Source organism: Pedobacter sp. Leaf41 (assembly GCF_001422545.1).
In the GTDB taxonomy this organism is placed as follows: Bacteria; Bacteroidota; Bacteroidia; order Sphingobacteriales; family Sphingobacteriaceae; genus Pedobacter.
In genome coordinates this window covers 227,983-248,898 of the sequence record NZ_LMLE01000006.1, presented here as the reverse complement: position 1 = coordinate 248,898, position 20,916 = coordinate 227,983, and the positions used below count along the sequence as shown (strand labels likewise).

General features: G+C 38.4%; 19 protein-coding genes. 11 read left to right on the top strand and 8 right to left on the bottom strand.

The genetic code is table 11. From position 1 onward, the window contains the following. Positions 1-2: 2 nt before the first annotated feature. Positions 3-911, top strand: coding sequence for a bifunctional molybdenum cofactor biosynthesis protein MoaC/MoaB (gene moaCB, locus ASE92_RS08395; RefSeq protein WP_056849656.1), 909 nt, complete (start codon positions 3-5; stop codon positions 909-911). On the opposite strand, the gene ASE92_RS08390 is transcribed toward moaCB, so the two are convergent. The 5 genes from ASE92_RS08390 to ASE92_RS08365 form a co-directional block, all read right to left on the bottom strand. After that, complete coding sequence (locus ASE92_RS08390) at positions 908-1,744, bottom strand: S41 family peptidase (RefSeq protein WP_056849655.1); 837 nt, start codon at positions 1,742-1,744, stop codon at positions 908-910. The two genes, moaCB and ASE92_RS08390, sit on opposite strands and share 4 nt — an antisense overlap. Positions 1,745-2,114: 370 nt before the next feature. Continuing rightward, positions 2,115-4,778 carry an alpha-L-rhamnosidase gene (locus ASE92_RS08380; RefSeq protein WP_082454984.1) on the bottom strand — a complete coding sequence of 888 codons (2,664 nt, stop codon included), beginning with the start codon at positions 4,776-4,778 and terminating at the stop codon, positions 2,115-2,117. Positions 4,779-4,986: 208 nt separating this feature from the next. Then, complete coding sequence (locus tag ASE92_RS08375; RefSeq protein WP_056849653.1) at positions 4,987-5,760, bottom strand: hypothetical protein; 774 nt, start codon at positions 5,758-5,760, stop codon at positions 4,987-4,989. A gap of 67 nt (positions 5,761-5,827) precedes the next feature. Beyond that, positions 5,828-6,409 (bottom strand): Crp/Fnr family transcriptional regulator, encoded by a 582-nt coding sequence (locus ASE92_RS08370; protein WP_056849652.1) that lies wholly within the window; start codon positions 6,407-6,409, stop codon positions 5,828-5,830. Positions 6,410-7,016: 607 nt separating this feature from the next. After that, positions 7,017-7,238, bottom strand: coding sequence for a hypothetical protein (locus tag ASE92_RS08365; RefSeq protein ID WP_056849651.1), 222 nt, complete (start codon positions 7,236-7,238; stop codon positions 7,017-7,019). Positions 7,239-7,824: 586 nt separating this feature from the next. Here ASE92_RS08365 and ASE92_RS08360 point away from each other — a divergent pair. The 5 genes from ASE92_RS08360 (at position 7,825) to ASE92_RS08340 (ending at position 15,510) form a co-directional block, all read left to right on the top strand. Beyond that, on the top strand, positions 7,825-9,162 hold the full coding sequence (locus ASE92_RS08360) for a TIGR00341 family protein (RefSeq protein WP_056849650.1): 1,338 nt from the start codon (positions 7,825-7,827) through the stop codon (positions 9,160-9,162). A 277-nt stretch (positions 9,163-9,439) separates the two neighbouring features. After that, a complete protein-coding gene (locus ASE92_RS08355; RefSeq protein ID WP_056849649.1) occupies positions 9,440-10,000 on the top strand; it encodes a sigma-70 family RNA polymerase sigma factor in 561 nt (186 codons plus the stop codon). Between the two features lie 63 nt (positions 10,001-10,063). Next, the gene (locus ASE92_RS08350) at positions 10,064-11,059 is read left to right on the top strand and encodes a FecR family protein (RefSeq protein WP_056849648.1); all 996 of its coding nucleotides are present in this window, start codon (positions 10,064-10,066) and stop codon (positions 11,057-11,059) included. A 111-nt stretch (positions 11,060-11,170) separates the two neighbouring features. Then, positions 11,171-14,230, top strand: coding sequence for a TonB-dependent receptor (locus ASE92_RS08345; RefSeq protein ID WP_056849647.1), 3,060 nt, complete (start codon positions 11,171-11,173; stop codon positions 14,228-14,230). Then, on the top strand, positions 14,230-15,510 hold the full coding sequence (locus ASE92_RS08340; RefSeq protein ID WP_235527323.1) for a metallophosphoesterase family protein: 1,281 nt from the start codon (positions 14,230-14,232) through the stop codon (positions 15,508-15,510). The genes ASE92_RS08345 and ASE92_RS08340 overlap by 1 nt, the downstream gene beginning before the upstream one ends. Positions 15,511-15,588: 78 nt before the next feature. On the opposite strand, the gene ASE92_RS08335 is transcribed toward ASE92_RS08340, so the two are convergent. Beyond that, complete coding sequence (locus ASE92_RS08335) at positions 15,589-16,140, bottom strand: hypothetical protein (protein ID WP_056849645.1); 552 nt, start codon at positions 16,138-16,140, stop codon at positions 15,589-15,591. Positions 16,141-16,378: 238 nt separating this feature from the next. Here ASE92_RS08335 and ASE92_RS08330 point away from each other — a divergent pair, with 238 nt between their 5' ends. After that, positions 16,379-17,422 (top strand): hypothetical protein, encoded by a 1,044-nt coding sequence (locus tag ASE92_RS08330; protein ID WP_056849644.1) that lies wholly within the window; start codon positions 16,379-16,381, stop codon positions 17,420-17,422. A gap of 182 nt (positions 17,423-17,604) precedes the next feature. On the opposite strand, the gene ASE92_RS08325 is transcribed toward ASE92_RS08330, so the two are convergent. Continuing rightward, positions 17,605-18,237 carry a TetR/AcrR family transcriptional regulator gene (locus ASE92_RS08325; protein WP_056850024.1) on the bottom strand — a complete coding sequence of 211 codons (633 nt, stop codon included), beginning with the start codon at positions 18,235-18,237 and terminating at the stop codon, positions 17,605-17,607. Positions 18,238-18,573: 336 nt separating this feature from the next. Between ASE92_RS08325 and ASE92_RS08320 the strand changes: the two genes are divergently transcribed. From ASE92_RS08320 to ASE92_RS08315, 4 genes are all read left to right on the top strand, one after another. Continuing rightward, positions 18,574-18,816, top strand: coding sequence for a hypothetical protein (locus ASE92_RS08320; RefSeq protein WP_056849643.1), 243 nt, complete (start codon positions 18,574-18,576; stop codon positions 18,814-18,816). A 215-nt stretch (positions 18,817-19,031) separates the two neighbouring features. Continuing rightward, positions 19,032-19,244, top strand: coding sequence for a hypothetical protein (locus ASE92_RS21700; protein WP_369817401.1), 213 nt, complete (start codon positions 19,032-19,034; stop codon positions 19,242-19,244). A 59-nt stretch (positions 19,245-19,303) separates the two neighbouring features. Beyond that, on the top strand, positions 19,304-19,582 hold the full coding sequence (locus ASE92_RS21485; protein WP_235527322.1) for a hypothetical protein: 279 nt from the start codon (positions 19,304-19,306) through the stop codon (positions 19,580-19,582). Positions 19,583-19,672: 90 nt separating this feature from the next. Next, the gene (locus ASE92_RS08315; protein WP_056849642.1) at positions 19,673-19,924 is read left to right on the top strand and encodes a hypothetical protein; all 252 of its coding nucleotides are present in this window, start codon (positions 19,673-19,675) and stop codon (positions 19,922-19,924) included. A gap of 67 nt (positions 19,925-19,991) precedes the next feature. Here the strand turns inward: ASE92_RS08315 and ASE92_RS08310 are convergent, their stop codons facing one another. Continuing rightward, positions 19,992-20,765 carry an NIPSNAP family protein gene (locus ASE92_RS08310; RefSeq protein ID WP_157255692.1) on the bottom strand — a complete coding sequence of 258 codons (774 nt, stop codon included), beginning with the start codon at positions 20,763-20,765 and terminating at the stop codon, positions 19,992-19,994. Positions 20,766-20,916 lie beyond the last annotated feature (151 nt).

Genomic DNA, 20,916 nt, shown 5'->3' with positions numbered 1-20,916 from the left:
AAATGGTGAACATCACAAAGAAGTCAAATACCTTAAGAAAAGCGATTGCAAGTGCAACAGTTCGAGTTTCCAAACAAGAAACAATCGATGCGGTGGTACAAAGAAAAGTACCTAAAGGTGATGTTTTCGAATTTGCCCGAGCAGCCGGTTTATTCGGTGTAAAACGCACTAGCGATGTCATTCCAGATTGCCATCCACTTCCTGTAGAATATTCTTCCATAACTTTTGAGATTAAAGAGATGGAAATTGAGATTTTGGTTGAGGTGCATACCATTTACAAAACTGGTGTTGAAGTCGAAGCCATGCATGGTGCTTCAGTTACGGCGTTAACGATGTATGATATGCTGAAGCCCATTGATAAAGGCATCGAAATTAAAAACATCAAGTTACTTGAGAAATCTGGTGGAAAATCAGATTTGAAAAACAAACGATTCGCTGAGCTTAAAGCTGCTGTGGTCGTTTGTTCTGATTCGATTTTTCAAAATCAAAATGAAGATTTATCGGGCAAAGCGGTAATTGCCAGGCTGGAACAGTTTGGAATAGAAACCTTAAAGTACGATGTTGTACCCGATGATGTGGATGTAATTAGAAAGGTTGCTACTGAACTTTCTAATGATCAACACCAGTTATTGATTTTTACTGGCGGAACCGGTTTATCGCCACGTGATGTTACACCGGAGGCCATTACGCCACTTTTAGATCGCGAAATTGAGGGCATTATGGAAACCGCCAGGCGCTACGGACAAGAGCGAATGCCTTATGCCATGCTTTCAAGAGGTGTTGCTGGTTTTATTGGAGATACGCTGGTACTGACTTTGCCAGGATCGAAAAACGGAGTTGAAGAAACAATAGACGCACTTTTCCCACAAATATTACATCTATTTAAAGTTAATAAGGGGCAAAAACATTAATAAACGACAGGTTTTTGTCCTTTGTTTTCAAAAAATTTTATTGCTTCTTTAATGTTTCCATCGGCTAACAAATCATCGAAACGGTCTTGTTTTGAAATCAGAACATCTGGAACAATATTTGGATGATAAACGCCATTTCTATCACTGTAATAAGAAGTTGTTAAGGCCATTGTCGCATCAAATGGAAGCTGCCAGTAAATATTAGCGGTTGTGGCACCGTAGGTAGCTTGTCCTATAAATTTTGTATTGGGTCTACCTTTAAATGCAATTGCCGTTACCTCCCCAGAGCTGGCCGTGAAGACGCCTGTTAAAACAGCTACTTTTGATTGATCTAACAATGCTCCGTTTGGTTTAATGTATGACATCTTCTTAGTTTCAAATAGATAATTGCCCGCTCTTAATTCATCTACACTTTGGGGTCTCTTGTTCACATCCATTACGCCCCAAATTTTATTATCTCCTAGAAAATCATACAAAGCCAACAGCATTGGCATAGAATTTCCGCCGGTATTGAAACGTAAGTCAACTATCCAACCCTCAATTTTTATATCGTTTTTAATAGCGGCTATCTGGTCATACATCGGCTGAGCAGTTTTGTGAATGTTTTCGGCGCTCAAATCGAAAAAGACCATTGCAGGCATTAGAATGTAAACATATTTTTCACCAATCACTTTTACCTCAAAGACAGGCTTACTATCGTACTTTATCTTCCATTGATCACTGTAAGCATCTTTCGAAACCATTTTACCTTTTGCTGCATACTTTTGTTTTTGGTAATAAACATTACAATGAGTTGCTCCAATTTGCTTAAATAGAAGCGGTAGTTCATTCAATGATGATTAAAATTGCCGTAAGAGGTTAACTTTTTGTTTGTTTCAGCTTCAACTGCTGACCAATCTACGCTTCCTTTGTGTAAGTATTTCTTTTTCAAGGCAGAAAAAACTTCCTTATAAAATATCGCAATACTATCCTGGCTTGTCTTTTTCTGAGCCCTTAAATTCAGAGAAGCGCTTAAAACAAATACCAGCAACAAAATTTTTTTCATCAATACTTACTCAAAAGATTAATCAGTGTTCAGCTATTTTAAAACAATCAAAGCAAAACCGCAGAACTTTATGGATCAGACGATGTTTTTGAAAGAATGGTTGCAAGTTGTCTCCTTGAAAGCTTTTTAAATCGTATAATGCAATGGGCAACAACATTCTACCTCACTTCGAAAAAATAGCTACCGGCTGAAATATTAATGTTATTATCAATCAGCTTTCCATTTAAGTATACTTTTTTTCCATTGATAACAGGAATTTCAACATTAGCTGTAGCATTCGCCGGAACCTTAACTTCATACTTAACACCCTTTGCATTCCGCTTCCATGACGATAAAATGGTGCCATAAGGGCTCTCGTGACTGGCCGTAAAATGTTCTAAACCCGAAACAAAATGTGGTCGTAAAAGAATATTTTTAAACCCAGGATTTTCTTCATCAATTTTGATTCCGCCAATCCCTTTAAAAAACCAGGCGCCTATTTCACCAAACATCATATGGTTATCAGAAATATCTCTTGTGGCTTTCATATCCCAGTTTTCGAGCAAAGTGGTCGCACCGTTTACAATCCACCATCCCCAGCCCGGGTAAGTATCCTGCGTTGCCAGCTTGTAAGCCGTTTCGGCTTGTCCATTATCGCTTAGCGCATTTAAAACCGCTTTAGCCCCTAAAACTCCAACATCTATGTGCATACCATCTGCAGCTACTCTTTTTGCCAAATTTTCGGCAACCCGCTGTCGATCGGTATCAGCTACTATATTCCACTGCAAAGCCATGCTCAATTCTGTTTGCACACCCGAACCATAAATTCCTGTTTCCGAATTGAAGTACTTATCATTGATGGCTTTTTTTATTTTTGCCGCCAATGCGCTATAGGTTAAATAATCATTCTGGTGATGAAACAGTTTGGCCGTTTTTGCCAAAATATCAGCATCAACATAAAAATAAATCGATGAAGTGTACTCCAGGTTCGATGTAGATTTTACGGGTACCCAATCTCCCCTTCCAAAACTTGTTAAACCATCCTTACTTGTGCTGTTGATGTAATTTACATACTGTTTAATGTTCTTATAATTATCTGCAAGCGCTTTAGTATCGCCATAAAACTGGTAAATATTCCAGGGAATGATGGCAATAGTGCTGGTCCAATCCGTCCCATTTGCAGTGCCGTAACCCCATCCACCTGTTGGAATAATATCTGGCAAAACGCCGTTTGGCTGCTGCTCATCGCGATGGTCAGCCATCCATTTCTCATAAACCGTTACGGCGTCGAAATTGTACAGGCCCGTTTCTACAGCAAAGTGCCCGTCGCCCGTCCATCCGTTCTTTTCCCGTTGAGGACAATCCGTTGGAAAGCCAAATAAATTCGATAAATAGGAGTTGTTTGTTGCCCACCAAATTTTATCAATTAATGGATTTGATGATGAAATTTTGCCTATCGCAGGTACGTCGCTGTGCATAAAATAACCCACTAAACTTTTTTCTTCCAACTTAATAACCTTGCTGGAGGTAACCTCAACATACCTGAAACCTTTGTAATTAAATAAGGGCATAAACTCTTCTTCGCCACTGCCTTTTAGAATAAAAATATCGGTCTGGAAGGGATCTTTATCATCTTTAGGGCGATAATAAACATCGATGTTAGATAAGTCTGCACGACCACTCGAATCCAACCTTTCTGCATGTTTTAACCGAATTGCTGTTCCTTCTGGCCCTGATACTTTTAGTTTTGATACGCCGGCGATGTTTCTTCCCAAATCAAAAAGATAGGTGGTATCACTAAATTTGCGTAGTTTTCTTGTCTTTATTTCCTCCACGTTCCGAATGGGATGCATGCTTTGAGCCACAATGTTTCGGGAAGGAGAAGCTCTTAAAGTGATACCTTTCCATTTCGAATCATCAAAATCAATCGTGTTCCAGCCTTTTTGTTCCAGGCGGGCATCATAATGTTCGGCGGTGTAAATGTTGTTTGATATAATGGGGCTCAAACTCGTTTTCCAATCATTACCCGAGGTTACTACATCAGTTGAACCATCGGTGTAAGTAATCCGAAGATCGAGGCAAAAAGTCGGCCGGGCCCTCCACGGTGCTTTATCAAAATTCCAAACCGCTAATGCCTGATGATTGTACCAGCCATTTCCCAGCAACACACCCACCGCATTTTTTCCCTGTTTCAGCTGTGATGTAACATCATAAGTCACATATAAATTTCTTCTATCAAAACGGGTATACATAGGATCTAAACGATGATTACCTACTTTTTCCCCATTTAAATAAAGCTCGTACAAACCCGATGCAACAATATAAGCCCTAGCCGATTTGATTTGTTTACCAGAATTAAAGACTTTTCTGAAATAAGGTGCCGGTCGGGTATCAACATCATTTCTGTCGCTAATCCAGGTACCTCGCCAGTTTTCCATCCCCATCATACCTGTTTCAAAACTCGAGATCGTTGACGAAACCAATTTATTATCTTTGTCAGCTACCAAAACCCTCCAGTAATACTTTGTAAACGGCCTCAAAGCCCTCCCCTTGTAAACCACTAAGCTGCTGCCTGACGATATTTTACCAGAATCAAAGTTAACGTTGAGCTTCCCCGTTAGGTTAAGCGAATCGGTGCCCACAATAACTTGATAGCTTAATTGCAAAGCGCCTCTTCTATCGTCATTCATCTTCCATGATAGCCTTGGCTCTGGATTATCAATACCGATGGGCCGCACCAAATGATCACATTGAAGACCAATTATTTCTGCTGCAGCAACAACTTGTATTGTCAGCGTGAGTATGAACGAAAGAAGAATTAGTTTGATTATAAATTTATTCATCGTTTTGATCCAGCTATTTGATGCCTGGTTAGTTTGATTAGGTTAAAAAAGCTTGGTGGAAAATATAGGCTTGATAGCAAATAAAATCACATCAATCGTTTTAGCAATTGCTCGAATATAAAAATATTAAACTCAATTATCTTCCAACTATCGATAATAACGATTGTCTCTTTTTTGTTTCAATAACAAAACAAGACTTTATAATTCTTTATGCGAATCCATTACCGAGCAAGGCATAATAAAAAAGCAAGCTTACAAAAACAAAATAAAACAACCCAAAAACGATGACTGGAACTTTGTTTTTGATTTTGAAGATCCAGACGAAGGCAGGCAAAAGTTGTAAAGCGTGTAAGCCAAAAAAATGTGCTATTCTTAAATCTCCATGCTTTATGCTCCAGTTAAAAAACCAAATTCCCTGCCCACCATCAGGAGCGCCAACGGTGTGCGCCATCCGTTGACCGATAAAGCCACCCTGAAAAGCAAAAAAAATAGAGGTAAGTAACCCTAATCTAATGGCCCAAACCATGGTCTCGGGTAATGCTGATGATAACGGTTTAAAAAACCGGATTGATAAAGCGAGCGAAAATATTGTTTGTAAAACGATGACAACCCCCATCAACGCATATAATATGATATTATAGGTGCCTGCCTGATTGAAGTGAGAAAGCTCGCCCCTCGCCGCCTGAGTGGCAACGCACAGCATCTCGAAGCTCATTGCGAAAACAGTAAACCTGACAAAATATTTTTTAATTTTCTCTCCCTCAATGTAACCCAGCAATACCACCCAGGTAAGCGAATAAATGGCTATGGAAAGCGCAAACTTAAGTGGCTTGATCCATAAATTGATGCCCAGCACTACCCGGTTTTCAAAGGGCAATAGGATCAGGAAAAACAGGGCCAACAGCAGGTGAATAACACCACAATAAAACAATAACTTAGTGGCACTTTGGCGATGCCTGATTAAATTCAACAATGTTTTCATTGGGGCAAAATTGCTTAAAAGAAAAGCATCCAAAAATAACCTAGGTTACTTATTTCCGGTCGACGTTTTAGAGTTTCCTGCCCGCGATATTTCTCCTGATTCGACTTAAACTTTGAGGGTGTATGCCCAGGTAGGTGGCCACATGTTGAATCTGTATTCTTTTCAATATTTTTGGGTAGGCTTTAATAAGATTAAGATATCGCTCTTCTGCAGACAAATTGGCAAGATCATACCGGGATCGCCCAATACTGATAAAAAGGCTTTCGGCGATCAATCTTCCAAAGCGCTCGAACCTGGCACCCAGTGAATAAAGCTCCTGCATATCGTCATAGCTCAGGCAATAAATTTCAGTATCTTCCAGGGCCTGGATAAAACTGGCCGAAGGTTGCCGCGTCAAAAAGCTTTCATAGTCACCAAGCCACTCGCCTTCAAAAGCAAACCAATGGCTTTGTTCGCCTTTTTCAGTGATGGTGAAATATCGCAATCCACCACGATTGATAATTACCATAGACTTGCAAATATCTCCGGTACTCAAGATAAATTCATTCTTCCTTACATTTCGCCGTTTGAGGCGTTTCATAAAAAGAAGAAGTTCCTCCTGATCAAAATCAACAAGTTCAGTTAAAGCATTGATGACATTTTCGTCCATAAACCGCAGCTACGTTTTGCGTAAAGATAAAATGTATTTATGATACCTCATCAATCGAAACTCCTTAATAAAGCGGATGGATTTACAATCTCAAATTAACAGTTATCAAAACTTTTAAACGCCATGTAACTTTTTCAACCAGGGTAATCGCCATCAATACACCCAACATCAACAGCACCAGTGCAAGCTGGAAGGATTACATTGTATCCGTAAGAGACATCGAAGCTGCTACAAGCTACAACTTGCTTTCTAGCTTACCGCAAAACATCCAGGATGTAGTGGAAAAGGTGAAAGATCCGGGCAATTAGTACTTAAAAATCTTTTTCTAACTGAAGAGGCTGTCTCATAAATCAGTTTATCGTTGAATCTTGTCACGTTGAGCTTGTCGAAACGCCTCAAAAAGCATATTTCGCAAGCCCTTCGACAAGCTCAGGATAACATTTTTTATTTATGATACAGCCTCTTTCACAGTCAAGCTGAATAGTGATCAATATTTACTTGCCTGATCATCCATCACGATTTGGATAAAGTGATTAATATTTACCTTAAGGAATAAATATTTGAAGCTGTCCCTTCATCAGCTGATGAAAACGCTGGCTAAGAAACATTATTCACTCATCATAAAATTCGCAATCCTTGCGAAGATAAGATCGTGGATGCTAGAACCGTCGACGCGGTAAAATTCACCCATTCTTTTTTGTATGTAACCTTTAAAAGATTGATTAATCATAATTCGATATAATCCTTCTTCACCTTTAACACCACTAATCACGACCACTTCACTCCCGATTTTTAATTCTTTTAACGTTGTTGCTGCCTTGAAATTCATAAGGCAAAAATTACTAAATTATTTAGCATAAAGAAAAGTGTTTATCAACATAGTTTAGAAAATAATAAACCTACAGGGGTTAGAAAGTTGGTTTACAATAAATCTCTTTGCTTCGAAGTTTCTTATCTTTAACTCCACAGCTATGGAAAAATTAAGTCTACTGTTTCTCTTTTATGTGTTCTTAGCGCTCCAAACTATTGTTGTGCATACTCAAAAGCCTTATCGCTTGAAGATACCATCGACCAACTATACCGCTATTAATTCAACTTTCTTTGTATCATTTTAACCTTTGGCCCGCAAAAATTTAAACATGAAATATGTATTCATTTTACTCCTAACATTTTCGTTCAAATCTAGAGCACTAAAACTTACGTATTAAAAAAGTGGTAGTATTTGCAGGTGCAAACCATAGAAAATATATGCATGATATTTTTCGTCGCATGCCCGGTGTAAGAGTTCAAAATATTAATGAGGTTGAATGATCACCATGAAAAATTTGAATATTGCAAACACAAAATAATTTACATACTTGAGATGAACCAAACGGGCGAAGATTGAAACCCTTATAATAAACAATTAATATAATATGGAAAATAAAAGTGACGATATAAGAGGAGCGATAAAAATTTTCATCGCGAAACGCTTCAATTTGCACATTGATAAGGCCAATGAAAGTGAAGTGGTGGATTCGATTTCAAGAAACTCCATCTTTGTAGGTGGCCCACTCTGGACACTTATCTTTGCGATCATTATTGCATCTGTAGGGCTTAATGTGAATTCTACAGCAGTTATTATTGGCGCAATGTTGATTTCTCCACTCATGGGTCCAATAATGGGTATTGGCCTTGGGATTGGAACTAATGATTTTGAACTGGTTAAAAAGGGAGGAAGAAACTTACTCATTGCCACGATCATTAGCATTATTACTTCAACAATATATTTTTATATTACCCCGCTACACGAGGCGCAGAGCGAACTGCTAGCCAGAACCACTCCTTCTATTTGGGATGTATTCATTGCTTTTACAGGAGGACTGGCAGGAATTATAGCCGCCACAAGGAGAGAGAAAAGTAATGTGATACCTGGCGTAGCAATAGCAACGGCGCTGATGCCGCCACTTTGTACAGCTGGCTACGGCCTTGCAATGGGTAATTGGCTTTATTTTTTTGGTGCGCTTTATCTCTTTTTTATCAATAGTATTTTTATCTGTATCTCTACTTATCTTATTGTACGGTTTTTAAAGTTCGATAAAAAACATTTTGAAGACCCAGGGGTAGAGAAAAAAGTATCGAGATATATCCTTATCAGTGTTCTTGTCACTATTATTCCAAGCATTTATCTCGCTTATGGCATTGTCCAAAAAAGTATTTTTGAAAGCAATGCGCAGACTTTCATTCGTGAACAGTTTAATTTCAAAACAACTCAGGTGATTAACCGAAATCTTCGTTACTCAAAAGGCGAAAAAGAGATAGACTTGTTGTTAATTGGTGCTGAACTTCCCCAACAACTTATAAATACTTTAAAAGGGAATCTTAAAAAGTATAAGCTGGAAGGAACAAACTTAAAAATAAGACAGGGACTTAACGCCCGGCAAGAAATTGATTTTTCACAAATAAAGGCGAGTATTATGGAAGATGTTTTTAAAAAGGAACAACAACCAGGTAAAACTGTCAAAATTGATAAATTTTCTCAGCCGCTGCCGGAGATTAGGGCCGAATTGATTCCCCTTTTTCCCGAAATCAAGAGCTACGTACTTTCTCACGTTATAATCAACCGGTTGGATACACCAATTAAAGATACACTCACACTTTTTAGCGCCGAAGTATCGAAAGTACCTACAGCTACAAACCAGCTCCGCATACGTTCTTGGCTGAAAGAAAGACTGAAGGTTGATACTGTTAAAACGATATTTGAACCGAAATAAAATATTTGGCGGATAACAAATCATAGTTAGTAATTAGGTAACCAAACAATAGCTAATGGCAGATTTGATATTTTTTAATTTAACTGTCTATATTTTCTTTGCATTGAAAAACCTTAAGCTCTTGAAAACCATATTGAGAGTTTTATTGATGCTACGCATGTTTTAGCCTGATGACCAACAATTCCCAAATTTCAATCCATCTAAAAAGCCAAACAGATAACATTGCATTAATATCCTGGTAATACTTCGCAGGCATCTTTGTGCCGACAAGCACCTGGTGGAAAATTCTTTAAAAAATTGGCAAATAAAGCACCAGAACAATCATTCTGGCGACTTAGCAATGCTCTATAAACGCTGGTCGATATTGCTTCGCGGTTATGCCGAGTATTATCTTAACGATTCCGGAGAGGCTAGCAGTATTGTCAACGATGTATTCTTACAACTCAATAGCCAGAAAAACGAGATCGAAAACATCAAGGGTTATCTGTTTAAGGCGGTTAAAAATGCCGCACTCAATCAAATTTCCAGCAATAAAAGGAAAAAAATTCAATACCTGGAGAGCCAGGAATTAGCGGTTCTTTCAGATCTTTCGCAACCGGCAGCATTTCCACCTTCCGAATCTGCACAAATGAACTTTCTGCAAAAAACCATTTCGCAGTTACCACAAAAGCGTCAACTGGTTTTTCGGATGCACAGGATAGAGGGTTTTAGTTACGCAGAAATTGCAGAACTCCTGCAGATTTCGCACCGTACCGTAGAGGATCATCTGGCAAAAAGCATGAGATTTATCCACGAACATGCTAAACATTTGTTTAACGAACAGTTAACAGAAGCTTAATCTAGCCAACCCGTATTTTCTGCTTTCAAATTTGTCTTTCATCATGAGCACCTACAAACGACCATGAAAGACGAAATTTGGAATAACATCATCAAAAGATTTACAGATACGGAAACGATCAATTCCCGGCAGGCATTAAACAGTTGGCTTGAAGAAGATTCTGAACACCAAAAAACCTTTAACGAAGTGGAAAAAATCTGGAAAATGACTGGGCAGCTCATGCCAGAAGAAAGTGAAGCACTACCTCAATTTGAGTCAGAACATTCCAGCACTGCTCCGAAATTAACATCACGTTCTTTTTGGCAATATGGTTTGGCGGCTGCCAGCATCGGTGCCTTATTGGTGCTGGGAAGCTTATTCTACAGAAAAAGTATTATTCCACAAACCTCAACATACATTACTCAAACCGCAGCGGCAGGAAAGCTATTGGAAATTAATCTTCCCGACGGATCAAAAGTAAATCTAAATGCGGGTAGCTCAATTCGGTACAAGAAAGACATGCTAAAAGATTCTTCAAGGATTATTCAGCTATCAGGCGAGGCTTTTTTTGATGTGAAACACCAACCCTCCAAACCTTTTGTGGTAGAGAGCCGTAAAATTAAAACGGTTGTATACGGCACAAGTTTCAACATTAGGGCATACCAAAATGAAAAGCAGATACAAATCGGGGTAAAAACAGGCAAAGTAGGCGTATTGAAGAGCGGTTCGCCAACTTCGGCTCCCATCTTTCTCCTGCCTGATCATCAGATTTCCTTCGACAACCAGACGGGACAATTTGCTGCGGTAACAAATAATCCCAATGTAGATGCTTGGAAAAGAGGTACGCTTATTTTCGATCAAACCCCAATAATAGAGGCATTGGAAACCATAGCCAGAAGGTTCAATGTAAACTTTGACACCAAAGGGTATCAACAAAGCTCTTGTAAGCTCAATGCTACATTCGAGAATAAGGATTTAAAAACGATCCTCAAAACGATACAAACTGTAATGAACATCAATATCAAACAAATCGACAAAACTATTTATGTAAAAGGAGGAAAAGCATGTAACGGAAACTAAAAAGCCGATCCCCACATAGGAAACGGCCTTAATAGGATCGATCAATGGCCACGAACCGTCGATTGATCTGGAAATATGAATAAATACGAACATTTAAACACACCCAAATTTATGAAAAATTTTAATGGGGCTAGCTGCTCTGTGAAAATAATTATGCGAATAAGCTTGATTTACGCTTTTACCTCTATCCTCTTTATCAACCTGTTGCAGGCTTCTCCGGCCAATGGACAAACCGGATTGGATAGAAAAATAAACCTTGAACTGAAAAACGTTTCATTAAAAGTTGCCTTTAAAGAAATTGAGCATAAAACAGGCGTAAGCTTTGTTTACGTTAATTCTGCTATTACCGAAAACAGAGTAACTGTTAGCGATCGCCAGAAAACTGCCAGAATAATTCTTGAAACACTATTGCAAAAAAATTCACTCATCATGATTGAAGAAAATGGGTTAGTGATGATTAAAAGCAAACCTCAAGTGCGGAAGATTGCAAAACCCGGATCTATTGTGGGTTATATTAAGGATAAGGAAAACGATAAAACTCTACCTTATGCAACTGTGGTATTAAAAGGCGCCAACAGAAAATTTATCACCGATGTGAATGGTTATTTCATTATCGATAATGTGCCTGTAGGTAAAGCAATGCTGGCCGTAAATTATATTGGCTATTCGCCAAGTGAATATACGGTAAGTATAGAAGATGGAAGAATCACCAATGTTGAGCTAAAAATTTCGGGATTGAATAACGATATGAAAGGCATCACCATTAATGGGATTAGACGTGGAGAGGCGGTTGCATTAAATAGCATGCGGAATGCAGATAACATTAAATATGTACTTTCTGAAGAACAAATTGAACGTTTTCCGGATGCAACAGTCGGTGAAGCGATGCAAAGAGTCCCTGGAATTGCCATGGATTACAGCTACGGATTACCACGAAATATCATCATCAGAGGGCTTGATCAATCTATGGGATCGGTAACGCTGAATGGTAACAGATTGCCTTCCACTTCCACAAATTCCAGAGAAATAGATTTAAACGGAATTTTGTCTTCTACGGTAGAAGCCATTGAAGTGAACAAAACGCTTACCCCAGATATGGATGCTGATGGCACATCAGGCTCGGTAAATATTATTTCTAAAACACCAAAACAGGGCCAGGAACAACTTCAGGTAAAAGGTTCATTCGGTCATAATTTCTTATTAGATAAGCAAAACATCGATGGTTCCATCACCTACGGAAAGCGAAATAATAAATGGGCATACCTTGCTGGGGTTAATTATAGCAAGAGCTTTAGAGGCGAAGATCGCGTTCAAAAAGATTATGATACTTATGAAATTAATGGACAGGAAAAGGTTTTGTTATCTAATTTAGAACTTGAAGGTTCTGATTTAAGACGTGAAAACCTGGGTTTGCAAGCAGAGCTCGATTTTTTCCCTACAGAGAAAAGCCAAATTTACCTGCGAGGATCTTTCAATAAGTTTTATGAACTTCAAACCAGAGGAACGAAAAGTTACAGCATTGGCGATTACACAGATATCAACCATGTAACCGGTGTAAACATTGGTTCGAGTGGTTCGCCTAGAAATTACAACCGCGATTTGACCAGTTTCTCATTAGGCTATAAAACCGATTTTAATAACTGGAAAGCGAACGTAGACTTCACTTATTCCACCGGTTTATACGATCAACCGCTATATTTTGATGGTTATTTCAGCAATACAGGTCTTTCAGCTGCGCTGGATGTATCTAATCCTAGAGCCCCTCAGTTTGATTTTGGAGTTGTAGACGCCAACAATGCCGCAAATTATAAAACAAACTATTACACCAACCGCCATCAGATTGCCCACGATAAAGATGGTCAGGCATCGGCAAATTTGCAACGCACTTTCGATTTGAGTGAAAAAAATAAATTGATGGTCAAGTTTGGAGGACGCTACAAGTATAAAGAAGACGACCATACCCGAGATTATTATCAATATACTCTAAAAACAGGAACACTATCGCTTTCCAACTTCCTCGGAAACTATGAGCGTGAGAAATATTTCGATGGCAATTATAACCTTTCGGGAGCAATTGCTGATGGTTATCTGGTAGAAGAATATTACCAAAACAACAAATCACTTTTTGTAGATAATACCACCTATATCCGTCAGAACACCGACCCAGATACTTACAATGGCAACGAAACATTGGCCGCGGGTTACGGAATGGGAAAACTAACCTTAAATAGGTTTGATATTATTGCTGGTTTGCGTTACGAACGCACCGGTTTCAATTACAATGGAAATATCGTAAATTTTGATAACACCGGTAATTATGTGAGTACCAATAAGGTGAACACAAAATCATCTTTCGCTGGATTTTTCCCGAGTTTAAACCTAAAATATGCTTTGGATTCGAGAACCAATTTTAGAGCTGCAATAACCAGATCACTTTCCCGTCCTGGTTATTACGATCTAGTACCTTGGCAGGAAGTGGAACCGCGAAGAAAACGGATGAAAATCGGGAATCCCAATCTTGATCAAGCGACATCCACAAATGTTGATTTCTTATTTGAGCATTATCTAAAATCCCTCGGTCTAATTTCGGGTGGTGTATTTTACAAAAACATAGAAAACTACATTTTTGAAAGTATTTACACCCAGGTAGGCGGGCAGTTTAATGGCTATCAGGTAACACAAACCGTTAATGGCGCTAATGCGCATGTTTACGGTTATGAAATTGCCTGGCAACAACAGCTTACCTTTTTACCGGGTTTCTTAAATGGCTTTGGTATCTACGGTAACTTTACCCAAATTCAATCTAAATTTACTGTTCCTGGAATAGTTAGCGAAAGAACAGTTAGACTTCCATCTATGCGCCCAAAGGTTGGAAACGCCTCTTTGTCTTATGAGAAGTATGGTTTCTCTGGTCGTATTTCTGTGAATTTCTACGATACTTTTATCTCGGAACTGGCAGAGGTGCAAGCAAATGATTTGATGGAAAAAGGAAGAGTGCAGTTAGACTTTTCGGCATCACAAAAAATCAGCAAAAAATTCTCCATTTTCATGGGAATCAGTAACATCAATAACGCCCAAATCATACTCGATTATGGTGATGGACGCCCGAACGACCACAAATATTATTCATCATGGGCCAACCTAGGCTTCAAATACACTCCTTTCCAATAATGAAAATAAAAAAAATTCTCTTATCCATAAGCCTTTTACTATCTGCTGCTATTTACAACCAGGTTAAGGCACAAAATTTTAACGCAAGCCCTTTTCCGGATCGAATTATTCTCACCTGGTCTGGCGACCCTAAAACCACTCAGTCGGTTACCTGGAGAACAGATAGCACAGTACGTATAGGCTACGGGCAGATTTTGCTGGAAAGCAGTTCGCCAAAATTAGAAAAGCCGGATGCGAAGGAATATCAAGCAGTCACTTCCACTTTAAAAGGCAAAGAATACCAGTCGGCAAATTATCACAGCATCACTTTTAGCGATTTGCAACCAGATCGTTTATACACCTATCGTGTTGGCGATGGTAAAAATTGGAGTGAATGGTTTCAGTTTAAAACTGCACCAGCTACAGACAAGCCCTTTTCTTTTATTTACCTTGGCGATGCACAGAACGATATCCGTTCAAAATGGTCGAGAGTAATTAGAAAGGCCTTTACCACACATGGTGATGCCCGTTTCATTATTCATGCCGGAGATTTAATCAACAGATCCAACAACGATAATGAATGGGGTGAGTGGCACTTTGGTGGCGGCTTTATCAATGGGATGATTCCGAGTATTCCATCATCGGGTAACCATGAATATTTTAGAGATGAGCAGCGTACGTTAACTTTAGATCCGCATTGGCAGGCGCAATACACGCTACCAGAAAACGGTCCTGAGCGTTTAAAAGAATCGGTATATTATATAGATTATTCGAATGTGAGGGTAATCTCGCTCAATTCACAAATGATTGTACTGGATTCTACCTCTTTAAAATTGCAAGCAAAGTGGCTTGAGGAAGTCTTGAAAAATAATCCAAAAAAATGGACGATGATTACTTATCACCACCCAATTTATTCTACGGCAAAAGGGCGAGATAATAAGGAATTCAGAGAATTATTTAAACCACTCTTTGATAAATACCATGTCGATTTATTGTTGCAAGGACATGATCATACCTATAGTCGTGGTCAAAACCTGCCTTTCGGAACTTCTGGCAAAGTGGGCGGACCAATGTATGTGGTTTCTGTAGCTGGACCGAAGATGTACAAGGTGGATGTTAACCCAAAATGGATGGACGTTTTTGCCGAAGATACGCAGCTCTTCCAAATCATTTCTGTAAATGGTGACGATTTGAATTATACGGCTTACAAAGCATCTGGAGAAGTGTTTGATCAGTTTAAGCTGAAGAAAACTTCTAAAAACAAAGCAGGGGAATTTACAGACCTGAGAAAGAATAAATAATAAAATTACTTAGTTAAAATGGCCCAGATCTTCATCTGTGGCCATTTTTAATTTTGACTGGAGCGTTTTAATGTTTCATTATTTAATTTGAACACCGTTAATGCGAAGCTTCGTCCAGGTTCCTGGAAAACCCTGCCCCTTAATATAACCAACCACAAAAGGATGTCCTTTCAAATTCGGATGATAAATGGAATCGAATGAAAAGCGCATTTCAGAATCTGTTTTTTCGGTAACGGTAACCTGTTGGTCGGTATCAGTACCAGACCCCATGGTAAAAAACACATCCCCAACTTTTGCGTTAAAGTCGGCTAGTATAACCCTCAAGTCTGGGTATTTTGGATCACTAGCGATAAGTTTACCTTGCTCATCAATACGCAAATAAGAAATGCTGATGCCATCTCCTCCAATTAAGGAGAAAAACTTGTAGAACAGCTTACCATTGATCAGCGTGCTATCTTGAATTTCCGTGTAGTTTTCTTTGTTGGCATACCAAAGGTTTCCTACCTGCATTGGAAGAAAAGAATCTACTGGTTTTGGTTGAATGACACCAAGGTCTTTTTTACAACTGAGAAAAATAGTTGAGACAAAGAACAATAATAAAAGACTGTTTTTTAGAGCGATATTTTTCATTGGTTTTTGGTTTAGTATTTTATCATCAAAACGAGAACAGATGTATTTATGCTACACTTGAAAGAATATATATTTCATTGATTTGCAGGGCCAGCAGATTTTCTGGATTGTATCATTTCTAAATCTTCGTTTTGTAAAGATGATATTAAAAAATTCATCCTTGAAACCGTCGATCGAAGAAAAAAATAATCCAAACCAAATCCAGTTATTGCTGTTCAACTAACACTAATATCATCTTATGAAACAACCGATACAAAACGCATTATTTTTCCTTTTACTGATTACGCTCTTCACCTCATGTAAAAAAAGAAGCATTGAGGACCTGCCCGATTCTTCACCATTTGACATCTATGCAGCAGGAAGAGAAGGATATGTGGCTAAATACTGGAAAAACGGCAATGCCATAACTTTGGGAAGCGGCTCAGGCTCATCTGATGCAAATGCAATGGTGGTATCCGGATCGGATGTGCATATAGTAGGATATGAAATTAATGCAGCTGGAAAATATGTTGCAAAATACTGGAAAAATGGAACAGCAATATCACTCACCGATGGCACTAGAGACGCTTATGCCAATGATATTTTTATACAAGGAAACGATGTCTACATTGCCGGACAGGAAATAGCCAACGGGCGAACAACCTATCAGGCTAAATACTGGAAGAATGGAACGCCGGTAGTGCTTACCAACGAAAACCAACAGGCTATTGCATCGGGTATTGCCCTTGTAGGCAGTGACGTTTATGTGATAGGCGAAAGACGAAATCTTGACTGGCTGACTCCGATTACCTGCTACTGGAAGAACGGACAATTAACCGATCTTTCTGATCAAACAAGAACAGCCGGCGATCAGGCCTTGACACTATCTGGGAACGATCTTTATATGGCATGGTCTGAAAGCTATAATAGTTCAGGGCAGTCTCAAACTCGCTACAGCAAAAACCTGGGGGCACCAGTTCTTATCAATGATGGTTCTGCCGATGTAAGAGGTACTGCTATTGCAGTGAGTGGAAGTGACGTTTACATTGCTGGCTCAGCTATCGGAAGTAACGCCATTGTTGCTAAATACTGGAAAAACGGAGTGCCAGTTGCGCTGTCCAATGGTCCTCAAAGTGCCTTTGGTCAATCCATAGCCGTGGTAGGATCAGACGTTTACGTAGCTGGTTACAGTGACGCTGGAGCATCCGGAACAGCACAATATTGGAAAAACGGAAGTGTGGTCACGCTAACCAATGGAAACCAGGCTGCCCTTATCCGTAAGATTGTGGTGGTAAAAAAATAAAACTGGCGGTAAGGCCAAGCGATTCAAAAATAAAATTGTGTTGAGTAATAAAATCTCAAAAAGGTTCAACACCATCATTGAATTTAGGAAAAATAATGGTTAGCTAAAACCCAAATAATTTATTTTACAACCCTATTCTTAAGGATTAAATATAAAGTTAATTCGGTTTGATCAGCAATGGATCAAGTGTACGCAAGCTCGATAATTGTTTTGAGGGTTTTTTTAATCTCTTCCTGACCGGATGGCTCTTGGAGGTTGATACCACAAAAAGGGTTTTCCTGCATATTGCTATGAAGTGTAAGATAATACACTCCACCCATCAATATCGCATAAATTGCCCGAAAATTCTTATCGCTATCATTGAAGGTTTTATCGAAGATCTCACGCAACAGCTGATCACCTATATTCTCTCGCTTCGAGTCTAATTCCTTTAAAACAGATGACTTTTCGCTCAGCCCCCAGGTAATGATCCGTCTCATTTCCTCGCTACTCATTAGGCTATTGAACTGGTTTTCCAGAACCTGGTAGGCAAATGCTTTCCCATCATCTACTTTACTCGATTCAACAATCTCAGTGATTGCCTCCGGACTAATTTTCCAATAGTCCTTGTTATTGAGGTATTCTTTCACCAAGCCCTCTAAGCCACCGAAATAGTCATAAATCAATCTTCTGTCTACCTTTGCCTTCTCAGCAACCCTACTGATGCTCACTCCCGAGAAACCATCATTTTTTAAAATTTCTCCAAGTGCATCGACCAGATTTTTCTTGGTACGTTCCTTGTTCCTGACTGGGCCATCCGTTACTTTTCTTGCCATTTGAATAAACTTTGCTGCAATTTGCATTTTTTTCATCGCACCGTCAAAGCTTCTACCTATAAAACGAAAGGCTGTTTCATTTCTGTCTAATGATAATCTAAAGCTTGAAAGCTGAGTGTTTATTGAACCAAACTAAAATATCACAAGAATAAATTATGGTTTTGTTTAATGATAGATGATGCCTCACCAGTTTTTGTTCACCGTATTCAGCCCTGTCTTCTTTTGAAAAATTGTTACCTGTTTAAGATTTTGGCAAACGTAAAATAAATTTAACTCTCAATGTTGAGATATAATAATATTTTGATAAATTTGAAGCTTTAACAATAAAAAAAACGAATGAAAACTGAAGTTTCAGATCAAAATATCGAATCCCTAAAAAAACAGCGAAACCTGATGAAAGGTGTTGCGATAGGATATGCGCTGGTAATGACTGTAGCCATAAGCCTAGCATTGTATTTAACCTTTACCAGACAGAATGCATATTTACTGGCTATCGTTCCAGTTTGCCTGATCGTGATGATACCTATATTGATGAGAGTTAGTCAACTTAATACTGCTATAAAAAACAGACATAATTGATAGTGGAAAACTCAAAACATCCGGATCTACATTCCTGCTTAAATTGTCAGACGGAAATCTATGGGACTTACTGCGCAAATTGCGGGCAAAAAGCAAGCACTCATCGCTACTCATTAATTCATTTCATGGAACACGATCTGATTCATGGTGTTTGGCATGTTGATTAAGGAGTCTTATTTACACTAAAAGAGCTGATTTTAAGACCGGGTGATAGCGTGAGAGAATTCATTCAGGGCAAAAGGGTGAGGTTTTTCAATTTTGTGACCTTGGTTATTCTTTTACTTGCCATTTCTAGTTTACTATCGCCATATGTAAAAATCCATTTATCAGACATCATGCCATTGAACAGTAAGCAAACAATGAGTGCCTATGAGGGTTTCGCCAACAAATATCCAAAGGTGATCATTTTGATATTGATCCCCCTTTAATCTTTATTTAGCTATTTCTGGTTCAAAAAGGCTAACTTAATTATACCGAACACCTGGTCTTGAATTCTTACAAGACGGCAGTAGAGCTTATTTTTGCTTTAATATTTACAGTAGTTACGATATTTTACACTCATATCCCTACGCTATTAATCTTCTATTATGTATTTGTAGTGGTAGGTGGCTTCCTTTACAGTATTTGGTTTTATAACCAGTTTTTTACTGGGTATGGCTATTCAAAGAAATCAAAACTGTTAAGAGCAATAATGATCCCTGTCTCTTATTTAATTATTTCGATGCTGGTAGGTTTTTCAATGGCACTGATCAAACTGATTAATTAAAATATTTCAAACGCCTTCAAATTCTAATCGAGTGGTTCAAGCAAACAGGAAATTTTAAATGCTGTAAATTACAATATCAAATTTAACCTCATGAATACGACACAGGAAATGAAGCAGCTATCTGACCAAGAGCTACTTAAAAGACATCAGACAGCAAAATCAAGTTTAACTATTACCTGTATACTTATTGGTGCTTTGGTGGGTGTTGCAATCTATAGTTCACTAAAAAACGGGCCTGGATTTTTTACTTTTTTCCCTTTATTTTTTGTGTTCCTGATCATTAATTACCAAAAAACCAGCAAAGCTATTGCCGCAGAAATTAAAAATAGAGGGTTAACCTAAGAATTTCTTCTTAGAACTACTAACATCAGCCTTTGTCTTCTCCTAAAAGAGGGGAAAGCCTGTCTGTTTAAAAGTCAGAATAATCTGCTGGATATAAAAATAAGGTGACGTTTTTGGATACATTATACTGATACTGAGGCAAACCGCTGATCTTTTTATATTCCGGACCAAAAGCTGCCCAATGGCTATCTCGATCGACCTTATTATTAAAAGTTGTCAAATACATTAAATTAGGCATTTTACCACCTGAAATCACCTGCCCATAAAAAACAGCATTGAAATTCAACTTTGAAAAAATTGCGACTTCATAATCGTTGAACATCTCAATTTTGTTGCGGGAAAGATTTTCCGTTGCCGCTTCGTAACTTCTTAATTCATAAACCCGTTCATTTTTAGGTGTAGTGAGTTTTGGAAGCGAATATTCCGGCATCGAAGCAAAAGCCTTCAAAATGATTGATTCTATACGGGTATACGGAGCCTCATTGTATGCCGCGTTCAAATAAAGTTTTCCTTTCTCAGCAAACGCTTTATCCTTGCCAACCTCCGTATTGATTCTATCCAAGTCCGTCAGCTTTTTAAGCGGTATAAAAACGTAAATCAGCCTATCTGAAGTATCTTTGGCAATCGGTTTAAAAACACCAACATCCTTAATACCTGTGCTGTGCAACGCGGGCAAAAAAGCAGTTTTTAAATATTCATCAATGGTTTTCTCCTGCTGATCAGTTTTAAAATGATATACTTTAATCTGATAATAAAATGACTGCTTTACTCCATAAACATGAGCTGATAAAGCTATGAAAGCAACAGTTGAAAAAAGGATTCTTTTGAGGAAGGATTTCACGATATGATCTGATTTAAATTAACATCTACAACTTTATAAATAAGATTTTGTTCAGTCCAAATTTACGATAATCCTTGTTTGAAAACCATCTATTTCAAAAATGCTGGTGCACCATCATACTCTAATACTAACATAAAGTAAGTTGACTATC

What these genes read in the sequence shown, in the direction of transcription:
- ASE92_RS08330 (WP_056849644.1), top strand. Translation starts at nt 16,379, where the DNA reads ATGAAACAACCGATACAAAACGCATTATTTTTCCTTTTACTGATTACG.
- ASE92_RS08345 (WP_056849647.1), top strand. Translation starts at nt 11,171, where the DNA reads ATGAAAAATTTTAATGGGGCTAGCTGCTCTGTGAAAATAATTATGCGA.
- ASE92_RS08350 (WP_056849648.1), top strand. Translation starts at nt 10,064, where the DNA reads ATGAAAGACGAAATTTGGAATAACATCATCAAAAGATTTACAGATACG.
- ASE92_RS08370 (WP_056849652.1), bottom strand. Translation starts at nt 6,409, where the DNA reads ATGGACGAAAATGTCATCAATGCTTTAACTGAACTTGTTGATTTTGAT.
- ASE92_RS08335 (WP_056849645.1), bottom strand. Translation starts at nt 16,140, where the DNA reads ATGAAAAATATCGCTCTAAAAAACAGTCTTTTATTATTGTTCTTTGTC.
- ASE92_RS08340 (WP_235527323.1), top strand. Translation starts at nt 14,230, where the DNA reads ATGAAAATAAAAAAAATTCTCTTATCCATAAGCCTTTTACTATCTGCT.
- ASE92_RS08320 (WP_056849643.1), top strand. Translation starts at nt 18,574, where the DNA reads ATGAAAACTGAAGTTTCAGATCAAAATATCGAATCCCTAAAAAAACAG.
- ASE92_RS08375 (WP_056849653.1), bottom strand. Translation starts at nt 5,760, where the DNA reads ATGAAAACATTGTTGAATTTAATCAGGCATCGCCAAAGTGCCACTAAG.
- ASE92_RS08360 (WP_056849650.1), top strand. Translation starts at nt 7,825, where the DNA reads ATGGAAAATAAAAGTGACGATATAAGAGGAGCGATAAAAATTTTCATC.
- ASE92_RS08325 (WP_056850024.1), bottom strand. Translation starts at nt 18,237, where the DNA reads ATGGCAAGAAAAGTAACGGATGGCCCAGTCAGGAACAAGGAACGTACC.
- ASE92_RS08380 (WP_082454984.1), bottom strand. Translation starts at nt 4,778, where the DNA reads ATGAATAAATTTATAATCAAACTAATTCTTCTTTCGTTCATACTCACG.
- ASE92_RS08365 (WP_056849651.1), bottom strand. Translation starts at nt 7,238, where the DNA reads ATGAATTTCAAGGCAGCAACAACGTTAAAAGAATTAAAAATCGGGAGT.
- ASE92_RS08315 (WP_056849642.1), top strand. Translation starts at nt 19,673, where the DNA reads ATGAATACGACACAGGAAATGAAGCAGCTATCTGACCAAGAGCTACTT.
- moaCB (WP_056849656.1), top strand. Translation starts at nt 3, where the DNA reads ATGGTGAACATCACAAAGAAGTCAAATACCTTAAGAAAAGCGATTGCA.